This is a genomic window from Acidovorax sp. LjRoot66 (assembly GCF_964253305.1).
Classification (GTDB): domain Bacteria; phylum Pseudomonadota; class Gammaproteobacteria; order Burkholderiales; family Burkholderiaceae_C; genus Acidovorax.
On sequence record NZ_CAXUQU020000001.1, the window covers coordinates 6,786,592 to 6,798,715 of the forward strand.

Consider the following 12,124-nt stretch of genomic DNA (forward strand, 5'->3'; position numbering starts at 1 on the left):
GAAAGACATCAGCCCGCCCCATCCGGGCACCGCCAAACCATTTTGCTGCAACATCTGCACACAAGAAGTTCGGGTAAACGCCAGCACGCCAGCGGGTCGCGTTGCAGAGAATCACGCCCAAGTTATACGACGTCATCTGTCATGGATGCCCCGCAACGGCAGGACAAGAGCCCCACGGGCCAGCCTGCGACGGCAGCACGCCAGGTGCTCGCCAGCCCTGTTCCCAACCTTCGAGGAGACACACCGATGAAGCGCAGAGACTTTGCCATTGCCACCACCTTGACCCCGCTGCTGCTGTCAGCCTGCGGCGGCAGCGACTCCGGGCCCCCACCCCTGACCGGCCCCCAAGCCGAAGCCGCCGCTGGCCTCAAGCGCGCAGCCCAGTACATGGACGAGGTGGTGTCCTACCAGGGCGGCTACGTGTGGTCGTACTCCCCCGACCTCAAGCAGACCTTTGGCGAGATGGAGGCCTACCGCACCATGTGCTGGATCCAGCCGCCCGGCACGCCCTCCGTCGGCCACGTGTACCTGGACGCCTACCACGCCACGGGCGATGAGCGCTACTACCAGGCGGCCGAGCGCACCGCGCTGGCCATCGTCGCGGCGCAGCACCGCTCGGGCGGGTGGAACTACATCCACGACTTCGCGGGCGAGGATTCGCTCAAGCGCTGGTACGACACCATCGGCAAGAACGGCTGGCGGCTCGAGGAGTTCCAGCACTATTACGGCAACGCCACCTTCGACGATGCCGGCACGGCCGTGGCCTCGCAATTGCTGCTGCGCATGTTCGTGGAAAAGCGCGATGCGCGCTTCTCCGGCCCGCTGCAGCGCGCCATCGACTTCGTGGTGCAGTCGCAGTTCGGCCCCGAATACGGCATTGCCGATGGCGGCTGGCCACAGCGCTTTCCGCACTTCCCGGGGGCCATCAGCAGCATGCCGCTGCCCAATCCGCAGCAGGTGCCGCCGGGCGCTCGCGTCGGCATGGCCGATGGCGACTACACGCTGCACGTGACCTTCAACGACGACGTGATGGGCGAGAACATCAAGTTCCTCACGCTGTGCGTGACGGCGCTGGGCGAGACGCGCCTGATCGGCAATATCCAGCGCGCCATGGAGTGCATGCGCCTCATGCAGCAGCCCGGTCCCCAGGCCGGCTGGAGCCTGCAGCACCTCTCGCGCCCCACGGGCGGGCGGCCAGCCGGTGCGCCCGCCGGCGCGCGCAGCTACGAACCACGCTCGCTGGCCACGCACACCACGCAGACCAACATCCGCCAGCTGTTCAACTACTTCCAGCTCACCGGCGACAAGAAGTACCTGGCCCGCATCCCGGAGGCGATTGCCTGGCTCAAGTCCTGCCCGCTGCCGGCGGATGCGGCCACGGTCAATCCGCTGCTCGGCGGCGGGCGCACCCATCCCACCTTCGTGGAGCTGGGCACCAATGACGGCCTGTACATGCACCGCTACGGCTCCAACATCCACAACGGCGCCTACTACGCGGACAAGGACTACACCAACACCATCAGCCACTACTCGGCCGGCCGACCCATCGACATCGCCGGACTCGAGTCGACCTACCAGTCGCTCAGCCGCATGAGCGATGCAGCCATTGCCGACATGCTGGCGCGCTCGCCGCTCAAGTCCACGGGCGCCACGCGCGCCTTGCCGCGCTACTTCTCGATCCGCGAGGTGGACTTCCCGGACCTGTTCACCGGCGCCACCATGCCCACCCCGGTGGTGCCCGACAGCGAGGCGCAGACGCTGCTGGCCGAGCTGGGGACGAAGAACTACTGGACCTCGGCCGTGCCCGAGATCGTCAACACCTACCGCGGCGATGGCCCCACCACGCCCTACACCGGCACGGCCTACCGCAGCAGGCATGTCGGCGACGTGTACGACACTTCTCCCTACCCGGCCGACACCCCGCCCGAGATCGAGCCCTACGTGAAACGCGAGAAACCGCAGTTCATCGTGACCTCGGAATGGATACGCCGCATGGGCCGGTTGATCGCCTACGTGGCCCCGCAGGCCTGAGCCCCGGCACGGTTCAAGTCTGCAGCAGGCGCGCCAGCGGCCGGCGTGGCGTGGCAGGTACCTCGCCCTGCGGATAGCCCAGCCGGCACAGCATCTGCACCGTGGGCTCGCCGGCGCCCTTGGGCGCGCCCCGCCCCAACACCAGCTGGTGCGCACGCTCGTAGTGCGGCGCCATCTCGGCAAACTCCTGCAGGGCCTGGCTCATGGGGTGCATGCCCACGCCCAGTTCGGTGGCCTTGAGCTGCAGGCGCACGTAGGCGCGGCCGGCCGCGATCTGGTCGGCGCGGGTGTTGCCCCCCGTCAGCCACACGAAGCCCATCGCCGTGCGGCTGTGGCCCTCGAAGCGGTCCATCGCGCCCTTGTAGCCTGCACTGCCCTCCTCGGGCGGGGCGGAGCGGTCGAAGAAGCCGAGCGCCGCTGCGGCGCGTATGAACGGTGTGTTCAGCGAGATGCCGTCGCGGTGCTCCAGGATCTCGGAGGGGCCGACACGGGTGAGGCGGATGCTTTCCATCATGGTGCGCGGCGTGCGCAGCTCCACCTGGGCAGACTGCCAGCACAGCGCGCGCAAGGCGTCCAGGCGGGCGGGCTCCACCGTTCCACCCGCCTGCGGGCTGCCCGACCGGGACGCACTGGCCAGCAAGGCTTTGAGCAGATCGGGTGCCACGGGCCGGGCCAGGTCGAAATCCACCTTGGGCGTGCGGCGGCGCAGCACCTGGGTGAACAAAACCTCGGGCTCGCTGCCGGGCCGCAGTACCACGCGGGCCACGGGGCGATCATCCCAGTCACGCAGTTGCGCCGGCAGCGGCCCCTGGGGCCACAGCGTGACTTCGCTGGCCATGCCCTGCTGGGCCAGTGCCAGCACCAGCAGCTCCAGGAAGGCGCCGTGGCCGATCAGGATCTGGCGGCCCAGCGGGTCGGTCTCGGGCAGCACGCGCTCGCGGTCGGTGCGCAGGGTGATCACGCCCTCTTCGCGCAGGTCCACCACCCAGGGCTGCAGGTTGTGCGGGTTGGGCGCGGTGATGGCATAGGCCACGGCCCGGCGGCGCAGGTCGGTTTCGCCCACCGGGCCTTGCCAGGCCTCCACGGCCTGGGCCGGATAGTGCGGACCCGAGCTGCAGGCAGCCAGGGGGGCGATGGCGGCGGCGATAGTGCCACCGCCGGCCAGGCGGATGAAGGTACGGCGTTGCATGGTGAGAATCTCCTTGCGGTTCATGCCAGGGTGGCTTGGGGAAGGGCCGGGGCCAGCAGCCCCAGGTCGTGGAGCGCACGGCGAACCGCCTGCTCGAAAGGGGTGTGCGGCTCCTCGCCGATCAGCGCGGCGAGGCGCGTGTTGTCCAGCCGGTGCGGCGTGCTCCAGAGGTAGCGCATGTCTGCCAGGGCCGCCAGATGGGGCACCACCAGGCCGGCCATGCGCAGCAGCGGCCAGGGCAACCGGCCCACGCGCAGGGCCTGGGCGTCTGCTGCCCAGCCCTGCTCGGCCGCCACCACGGAGAGCACCTGCACCCACTGGTGCGCCGTGACCTGGTGGCCGGCGAAATGCAGCGTGTCGAACGCGGACAGGCGGTGCCGCGCCTCGGCCACTCGCACCAGGGTGCGGGCCAGGTCAGGCAGATAGGCCCAGGGCCGGCTGATATCCAACGGGCCGGGCCAGGTGACACGGCCTTTGGGCAGGTCCTTGGCGATGGACTGGTCCAGCCAACTGCCCACGCCACTGCCGAAATAATCGCCTGCGCGCAGCACCACGGCGCGCATGGTGCCATCGCGCGTGGCGGCCTGCAGGCGCTGCTCCAGGTGGATGCGCATCCGTCCCTTGAAGTCCAGCGCAGTCTGCGGCGTGTCTTCGCGCAGCACCGGCGGCATGGCACGGCCATAGTTGTAGACACTGCCGGGCAGCATGAGCGTGGCGCCCAGGGTGCGGGTGACTTCGATGGCAGCGTCCATCAGCATCGGCGCCTCCTTGCGCCAGGCCTTGTGCGTGTAGGCCGGGTTCATGGCATGCACCACCACCTGCGCGCCCTGCGCTGCGGCGGCAAGGGCTGGAGTGTCCTGCGGTGCGATGGCGACCCACTGCACGCCTGGCACAGCGGGGCCGCTGGCACCCGGCCGTACCTGGGCACGCACCTGCCAGCCCGCCTGTGCGAAAGCGCGGGCGGCAGCAAGGCCCAGGCGCCCGCGGGCCCCGAGGATGAGAACGGTGGATGCAGCGATCGACATGGCAGGGCTCCTGAACAAAGAGGGAATGGAGCGATTGTGGAAATGCGGCCGCCGTTACACAATTGGCTAACTGTCGATAGCAGCAATGCAAAAATGAATACCTGTGCCGGCCATGAAACAACGCTTTGACTGGAGCCTCATCCAATCCTTCCTGGCTGCCCTGGACCAGGGCAGCCTGCTGGGCGCCGCGCGCGTGCTGAACGCGAGCCAGCCCACCATCGGGCGCCACATCGCCGAGCTGGAGGCCCAGCTCGGCGTGGTGCTGTTCGAGCGCACGGGACGCGGCCTGCTGCCCACGGCGACCGCACTGCGCCTGGCCGAATCGGCCCGCGCCATGGAGACGGGTGCCGACCAGCTGGCACGCAGCGTCTCGGGCGGCGAGGCCGGGGTCAGCGGCACCGTGCGCATCACCGCCAGCCAGCCGGTGGCCTGCATGCTGCTGCCACCCCTGCTGGCGCGCATGCGCCTGGAACTGCCCGAGGTGCAGGTGGAACTGGTCTCCAGCAACGAGGTCACCAACCTGCTGCGCCGCGAGGCCGACATCGCCCTGCGCATGGTGCAGCCCACGCAGGCCAGCCTGGTGGCCAAGCGCATCGGCAAGGTCACGCTGGGCACGTACGCCCACCGCGATTACCTGCGCCGCCGGGGCACGCCGCGCCAGCCGCCCGACCTGCTGCAGCACGACCTGGTAGGCAACGACCTCTATGGCGACATCGCGCGCGGCTTTGCCGCCATGGGCTACCCGGTGGAGCGCCAGCACTTCGCGCTGCGCACCGATGACCTCATGGCTTACTGGCAGGTGGTGCGCAGCGGCCTGGGCATCGGCTTCGTGGCCGACCACATGGCCCGCACAGACCCGAACCTGGTGGCGCTGCTGCCCATGCTCAAGCTGCCCGAGCTGCCCATCTGGCTCACGGTGCACCGCGAGATACGCACCAGCCAGCGCATCCGCGCGGTGTACGATTTTCTGGCCGAGGCCGTTCCCGACGCGCTGTAAAAAACTTCCCACCATGACCATGCCATCCACCTCTCTGTCACGGCTTGTGGCGACCCTCCTGGTCTGCATGCAAGGGGTCGCCCTGGCCGCCGACACGGCGACCTTCGAGCCCGCGACCGCCACGCTGCGCCTGCCTACACTGCAGCTCGACGCGGGCGACCGCTACCGCGACGTGGTGGTGCGCCTGCTCGACCCGGGCCAACTGCGCGTGGACGACCCAGCCGTGGGCACTGAGCTGCAGTACCTGACCACGGGCAGTGTGCTGCGCCTGCCGCAGGTGGTGATCGGCACTGCCACCTACCCCCGGGTGAGCCTGACCCGGCCGGGGCTGGAGCTGCTGGGCGCGGGCGGCCTGGTGGGCCCTGCCAGCGCGGCGGACGCGAGCGTGCCCGGCGCCGTCACCACGCCCTTCCCCACGCTGGAGAACATCACGGTGGAATGGGACTTCACGGGCGATGCCAACCGCAATGCGGTGGTCGGCGTGCGCTACCGTGCGCAGGGCAGCAGCGCCTGGCTCACCGGCATGCCGCTGCGCCGCATCCACAATGAGACCTCGGGCCAGGGCCGCACCTGGCCGCTGCGCCATTCGGGCAGCATCTTCGACGTGGTGCCCGGCACCACCTACGAGATCGAGCTCACACTCACCGACCCCGATGGCGGCAGCACCGTGCGCACGACCACGGCCACGACCCGCAGCGTGCCCACGCCTGCGCCTGGCGCGGTGGTCAAGCCCGCCACGCCGGCCACGCTTGCCAGCGTGCTGGCCGGCGCGAATGCCGGTGAGGTCGTGGAACTGGGGGCCGGGCACTACAGCGGCTTCAGCGTGGCGCGCAGCGGCGCTTCGGGACGGCCGCTGGTGATCCGGGGCACCCCGGGCGCGGTGGTCGAAGGAGAGATCAACGTCTTCAACCAGCGCCATGTGATGCTGACCGAGATGACCCTGAACGGCCGCGTGCGCTTCAACGGTAGCAACGACTTCAGCATGACGCGCAGCACCGTCAACGCCACGGCGGCACTGGGCGGGCACGGCATCATCACCTTCACGCGCGCGGAGAACGCCTACATCGCCGACAACACGGTCACCGGCACGGTGGTCTGGTCCGAAGCGGCCCTCGGTGCATCGGGCGGAAACGCGGGCGAGGGCATCCTCATCACGGGCCCCGGCCATGTGCTCATGAACAACCGCGTGGCGCGCTTTCGGGACAACATCTCGCTGCTCGAAGACGACGAGGCAGTGGACCAGTACAGCATCGACATCCTGAACAACGACCTTTCGGAGGCTGCGGACGACGGCGTGGAGGCCGATTTCTGCATGCACAACTGCCGCATCATGCGCAACCGGCTGACCAATGTGTTCATCGCGCTGTCATCGCAGCCGGGCCTGGGCGGGCCCACCTACTTCGTGCGCAATGTCGTCTACAACGCCGTGCACGTGGCTTTCAAGCTGTACCGCAGCAGCTACGGCGACGTGCTGCTGCACAACACCGTGGTGAAGAACGGCGACGCACTCGGCATCTATGCCGGCGCTACGGTGGGGCGGCTGTATGCACGCAACAACCTGTTCATCGGCGGGCCGGGTGGTACCTATGGCGGCTATTCCAGCGGCACCGGGCGCGTGCTGTCGATTGCCGACCTGGATGCCGCCAGCGCCGACCTCGACTTCGATGCCTATGGTTCCACCGTGGACAGCTTCACCGGCCGCTGGGGCGCCACCAGCTTTTCCAGCCTGGCCGAGCTGCGGGCCCGCACCACCGAGCGCGCCGCCGTGCAGGTGGGCATGGACTCGTTCGCCTCCGTTCCCGTTTTTCCCGGCTCGCCCATCACGCTGTACACCGTGCCCGACCTGCGCCTGCAACCCGGCTCGGCCGCAGTCGATGCAGGGCAGGCCATTCCCAACATCAGCCAGGGTTTCCAGGGCCGAGCCCCTGATGCCGGAGCCTATGAACTCGGCCAGGCCCTGCCCGTGTACGGCCCCCGCTGAGCAGGATCAGAACAGCGGAGATATCGGCTTCACCACATACAGCATATTGCTGTCGGGCTTGCCGTCGTACAGGTACTTCTGCTTGATGCCGCCCAGGTTGTCCGGGGCGATCACGAAGTCGGCATCGTTGATGATGGCCAGGCGGTTCGCGTCGATGACCCACATGCCTTCCAGCTTGTCGTGCGGGTACTTCTGCGAGGCAATGGCGTCATACGCCAGCACCTTGGTGATGGGCTTGATGCCCAGCGCCGCCAGTTGCGCCCAGCCGGCGGCGTAGTTGTCGGCGGTGCCGCCGTCCTTGACCACCAGCTCCAGGGTCTTGCCGTCCACCAGCAGGCCGTTGGCGGCATTCACCGTGAGCGATGCGTTGGCGCTGCGCAGGGCGGTGTTGGAGCGGTCCACATTGGTCGCCTGGCCGATGTCGATCTTGTAGATGTTCTTGCGGACCACCCCGGTGTCGATGCCGTAGAACTTGGTATCGCGCTCGACCGCCAGGAAGCTGGTGGCGGAGAGGGCCACGATCTCGGAGTTGGCCAGGCCCGCCGCATCCTGGCGGTACAGGTACTGCGCCGTGGCACCGGTTTCGATGTTCAGCGTGACGAGGCGAACCAGGTTGATGCTGCCCACGGCGCTGGTGGGGTTGTAGAGGTTCGATTGCATCATGCCCACCAGCGTCTTGCCGTCGGGCGTGATGGTCAGGCCTTCCATGCCCCGGTTGGGCCAGCGCGTGGACAGCTCGGCCGGCAGGGTGCGCCCGGCCTTGTTGCGCGGGTCGGCCGCAAAGGGGTTGATGCGCTCGATCTCCTTGCCCGTGGCGTCGAAGTGCACGATGTGCGGGCCGTACTCGTCGCTGATCCAGAACGTGCCATCCTTCATCGCCACCAGGCCTTCGGAATCGAGCCCGCTTTCATCGAAGCCCTTGATGCCATCGCCATCCGGGTCCAGCGACACGACGCTGCCGTCCAGGTTGTAGGGCGTCTCGCCGGTGCCGCCGAATTGGCGGTTGGGCAGGCCGGTGATCGGGCGGCCCTTGGGGTCCTTGAGCAGGATGGTGCTCACCAGTTCGGCCTTGCCTTCAGACGTGAGCTTGAACAGGCCGATGCGCGGGGTGTAGTCCGGCTTGACGAAGATGATGCCAGGCGGCGAGCGGGTGGCCTCGGTGGCGGCGTTCGGGCCGCGGTCGCTCAGGGCATAGAAGTACCCTTCCTGGGTGGGGTGCGGCGCCATGGACGAGCCGTAGCTGCCGTTGCGCAGCTCGGTCTTTTCGGCATTGTCCACCCGGCCCATCACCTCGTAGGGCAGGCTGGTCCCGTTGGCGCCGGGGTACTGGAACCCGTCGTCGGAGCCGCCGCAGGCGATCACACCTACTCCCAGGGCAAGGAGGGACAGGGCGCGGGGAACGAAATGCTTCATGGTTTGTTGGGGGGGTGAGAATGGAAGACTTTTCGAGGGTATGAAGGCTGCGTGACAATCCCATGAATCCACCCAGGTTGGCGCCGCTGATCGCCCATGCGCCGCCGCACGACGACCTGCATTTGCGCTACAAACGCTGAAACAATTCCTGCGCTGCCGCCTGCGGCGCGCCCCGAACCACACCAGGAGGCATCCTTGACCCCTACCATCGGTTTCGCCACCCGGCTCGCCGTCTGCGCCAGCCTGTTGCTGTGCGCAGCGGGCACCGCGCTCGCGCAGGACAGCAGCGCCAACTCGCGCATTGCCCGCGTCACCGTCTATTCAGGCACCGCCACCGTGGAGCGCGTGGCCAAGGTCGCGATGGGTGCGCGCAGCTTCACCTTCAGCTGCCTGCCGGCCTCCCTGGATGCGCAGAGCCTGCAGATCAGTGCCGATGCCAGCGTGCGCGTGGGCGAATTCAACGTGCTCACCGAAGACCGCGACGTGGCCCCGGCATGCGCCAGCCCGCTGGACGGCCGCATACGCGACCTGGAAGACCAGATCGCTGGCGTGAAGGCCGAATCCGGCGCGCTGGGCCTGGTGGACAGCTACCTCAAGGGTGTGGCCGGCGGCCGGGGCACTGGCGACGATACGCCCGGTGGCCGTGTACAGAGCCCCACGCCAGCGCAGATCACGGCCATGGCCGACGTGCTGCGCAAGTCGGGCCAGGACGCACTGGCCCGCACGCACCAGCTGCAGCGCAAGCAAGAGGCACTGGAACTGGCCTTGAAGCCCCTGGTGGCCGAGCGCAACCGTGTGGCCAGCCAGCGCGCGCGCGTGGTGTCGGTCAGCATCAACCTCGCGGCCGAGCGCGAGGGCGAGCTGCGCCTGTCCTACCAAGTGCGCGGCCCGGGCTGGCAGCCCACCTACCGCGCCACGCTGGACCCGGCCAAGGCCACCGTGCTGCTGGAACGCCAGGCCCTGGTCGCACAGAACAGCGGCGAGGACTGGAGCAATGTGCAGCTCGTCCTCTCCACCGGCCAGCCGGGACGCGCCACCCAGGGCCGCCTGCCGCGCCCGTGGACGCTGGATGTGGCGCCGCCACCGCAGCCCATGAGCATGGCAGCCCCCGCGATGGCCATGGCCCCTGCCGCGCCTCCCGCCCCTGTGGCTCGGGAGCGGTCCATGGCCGAAGAGGCCATGCCGAGCTTCGACGTGAGCACCACCGACAGGGGCTTTGCCACCGAGTTCGCCGTGCCCCAGCGCATCAGCGTTCCCTCCAGCGGCCAGCGCGTGACCCTGGCGCTGGGCAATCACAGCGCAGCGGCCACGCTGCTCACGCGCACCGCGCCGGCGGTGGAGGATGTAGCCTACCTGGTGGCCGAAGTCGCCACGCCGCCCGGCGTGTGGCCTGCAGGCGCCGTGGGGCTGTACCGCGACGGCGCCTTCGTGGGCACCGGGCGGCTGGACTTCGGCGCGCCCAGCACCGCACCTGCAGGCAGCACCAGCCTGTCGTTCGGCAAGGACGACCTGGTCACCGTGCGCGCCGAGGCGCCGCAGGACCTGACCAGCGCCACGGGCTTCACGGGCTCACGCACCGAGCGCCGCACGCGCCGCGCCTACAGCGTGGAGAACCGCCACAGGACCGGCATCACGCTGCAGGTGCTGCATGCGGCACCCGTCTCGCTCAACGAGAAGATCGAGGTCGAGTCGCGCTACCAGCCGCAGCCCGCCGAGATGGCTTTCAACCGCACACCGGGCACCGTGGCCTGGCAGCAGCCCTTGGCGGCGGGCGCCACGGCGCAGTTCAGCGCCGAGCACACGATCCGCTACGCCAAGGACATCCAATTGCAGGAACGCCAATGATCCCCGCCATGGACCCCATGTCCCCGTCTTCACTGCCGCCCGCCGCGCCGCGCCGCGCCACTGCCGCCTTCATGCTCTCGCACCCGGCCCACTGCATCGCGCTGGGTTTTGGCGCGGGGCTCTCGCGCATCGCCCCCGGCACCGTGGGCACGCTCTGGGCCTGGCTAGCTTTTCTGGCGCTGCAGCAGTGGCTGAGCCCCCTGGCCATGGGCCTGCTGATCGCCGCCAGCACGGTGGTCGGCTGGTGGGCGTGCACGGTGGCGGCGCGCAACCTTGGCATCGCTGACCCCGGCAACATCGTCTGGGACGAAGTGGTGGCCTTCTGGCTGGTGCTGTGGCTGGCCATGCCCATGGGCTGGTGGGGGCAACTCGCTGCGTTTGCGCTGTTCCGCTTCTTCGATGCCGCCAAGCCCGGCCCCGTGGCCTGGGCCGACAGCCTGTTCAAGGGCTTTGGCTGGCGTGGTGGCTGGGGCATCCTGTGGGACGACTTTGTGGCGGCCTTCTGCACACTGCTGGTGATTGCGCTGTGGAGGTTCTGGGCATGAGCGAGGCGGCACACCAGGCCCGGCTGCTGGCCGACATCGCGGCCCAACTGCTCGCGCGCGGGCAGATGCTGGCCACGGCCGAGAGCTGCACGGGCGGCATGATCGCCGCGGCCTGCACCGACCTCTCCGGGTCGAGCCAGTGGTTCGAACGCGGCTTCGTGAGCTATTCCAACGAGGCCAAGGCCGAGCTGCTGGGCGTGCCGCCGGCACTGATCGCAGAACACGGCGCGGTGAGCGAGCCGGTGGTCCGCGCCATGGCTGCGGGTGCGGTGGCGCGTTCGCGCGCACAGGTGGCCATGGCCGTCACGGGCGTGGCCGGCCCCACGGGCGGCAGCCCGGCCAAGCCGGTGGGCACGGTGTGGTTCGGATGGGCCATCAACGGCTCCGTGCATACCGAACTGCAGCAATTCCCGGGCGACCGTGCCACGGTGCGCAGCGCCACCGTGGCGCACGCGCTGCAGCGGCTGCACCACTACCTGGGTTGACGCGGCAAGCGCGTCGCCCAGGCGCCAGCGGGCCTGCACAGCGTCGGTGTAGCATCCTCCGCCCGGGCTCCAGAGCCCGCATTGCCCCTACCGGAGCCTCCATGCACCCCAACGCCCAGACCCTGCAGCGCTTTTACACCGCCTTCGGCCAACTCGACCACGCCACCATGCAGGCCTGCTACGCGCCCGACGCCACGTTCGACGACGAGGCCTTCTCGCTCAAGGGCCGCGAGCAGATCGGCGGCATGTGGCGCATGCTGGCCACTGCCACGCGCAAGAACGGTGCCGGGCACTGGAAGCTCGAATCGAGCGGCATCGAGGCCGATGACAAGGGCGGACGCGCGCACTGGGAGGCACACTACCTTTTCAGCGCCACGGGGCGCAAGGTGCACAACATCATCGACGGCACCTTCACCTTCACGCCCGAAGGGCTGATCGCCACGCACCGCGACCGCTTCAATTTCTGGCGCTGGTCGCGCCAGGCCCTGGGCACTCCCGGGCTGCTGCTGGGCTGGTCGCCCTCGCTCAAGCGCAAGGTGCGCAGCACGGCGGCGGGCAACCTGGCCAAATTCCTCGCGCAGGAAAAGAAGTAAGCCAGCGCAGGCTGCGGCAG

At 69.0% G+C, this 12,124-nt stretch carries 10 protein-coding genes; 7 read left to right on the top strand and 3 right to left on the bottom strand.

Annotation, left to right across the window (positions count from 1 at the left end):
• Nucleotides 1-246 precede the first annotated feature (246 nt).
• Nucleotides 247-2,031, top strand: coding sequence for a pectate lyase (locus tag ACSQ3Y_RS31825; RefSeq protein ID WP_436180025.1), 1,785 nt, complete (start codon nucleotides 247-249; stop codon nucleotides 2,029-2,031).
• Between the two features lie 13 nt (nucleotides 2,032-2,044).
• On the opposite strand, the gene ACSQ3Y_RS31830 is transcribed toward ACSQ3Y_RS31825, so the two are convergent.
• Entirely contained in the window at nucleotides 2,045-3,220 is a 1,176-nt protein-coding gene (locus ACSQ3Y_RS31830; protein ID WP_057268676.1) for an Acg family FMN-binding oxidoreductase, read from the bottom strand.
• A gap of 20 nt (nucleotides 3,221-3,240) precedes the next feature.
• Complete coding sequence (locus ACSQ3Y_RS31835; protein ID WP_436180026.1) at nucleotides 3,241-4,245, bottom strand: NAD-dependent epimerase/dehydratase family protein; 1,005 nt, start codon at nucleotides 4,243-4,245, stop codon at nucleotides 3,241-3,243.
• Nucleotides 4,246-4,357: 112 nt separating this feature from the next.
• Between ACSQ3Y_RS31835 and ACSQ3Y_RS31840 the strand changes: the two genes are divergently transcribed.
• Together ACSQ3Y_RS31840 and ACSQ3Y_RS31845 are read left to right on the top strand one after the other, a co-directional pair.
• Nucleotides 4,358-5,242 (top strand): LysR family transcriptional regulator, encoded by an 885-nt coding sequence (locus ACSQ3Y_RS31840; protein ID WP_436180027.1) that lies wholly within the window; start codon nucleotides 4,358-4,360, stop codon nucleotides 5,240-5,242.
• Between the two features lie 13 nt (nucleotides 5,243-5,255).
• A complete protein-coding gene (locus tag ACSQ3Y_RS31845) occupies nucleotides 5,256-7,223 on the top strand; it encodes a right-handed parallel beta-helix repeat-containing protein (protein ID WP_436180028.1) in 1,968 nt (655 codons plus the stop codon).
• Nucleotides 7,224-7,229: 6 nt separating this feature from the next.
• On the opposite strand, the gene ACSQ3Y_RS31850 is transcribed toward ACSQ3Y_RS31845, so the two are convergent.
• Complete coding sequence (locus tag ACSQ3Y_RS31850; protein WP_436180029.1) at nucleotides 7,230-8,636, bottom strand: esterase-like activity of phytase family protein; 1,407 nt, start codon at nucleotides 8,634-8,636, stop codon at nucleotides 7,230-7,232.
• A gap of 96 nt (nucleotides 8,637-8,732) precedes the next feature.
• Here ACSQ3Y_RS31850 and ACSQ3Y_RS31855 point away from each other — a divergent pair, with 96 nt between their 5' ends.
• From ACSQ3Y_RS31855 to ACSQ3Y_RS31870, 4 genes are all read left to right on the top strand, one after another.
• Complete coding sequence (locus tag ACSQ3Y_RS31855; RefSeq protein ID WP_436180030.1) at nucleotides 8,733-10,481, top strand: DUF4139 domain-containing protein; 1,749 nt, start codon at nucleotides 8,733-8,735, stop codon at nucleotides 10,479-10,481.
• A gap of 17 nt (nucleotides 10,482-10,498) precedes the next feature.
• Nucleotides 10,499-11,026 (top strand): phosphatidylglycerophosphatase A family protein, encoded by a 528-nt coding sequence (locus tag ACSQ3Y_RS31860; RefSeq protein ID WP_200961152.1) that lies wholly within the window; start codon nucleotides 10,499-10,501, stop codon nucleotides 11,024-11,026.
• Complete coding sequence (locus ACSQ3Y_RS31865) at nucleotides 11,023-11,511, top strand: CinA family protein (protein WP_057203901.1); 489 nt, start codon at nucleotides 11,023-11,025, stop codon at nucleotides 11,509-11,511. The genes ACSQ3Y_RS31860 and ACSQ3Y_RS31865 overlap by 4 nt, the downstream gene beginning before the upstream one ends.
• 101 nt (nucleotides 11,512-11,612) lie before the next feature.
• Nucleotides 11,613-12,104, top strand: coding sequence for a nuclear transport factor 2 family protein (locus ACSQ3Y_RS31870; protein WP_436180031.1), 492 nt, complete (start codon nucleotides 11,613-11,615; stop codon nucleotides 12,102-12,104).
• Nucleotides 12,105-12,124 lie beyond the last annotated feature (20 nt).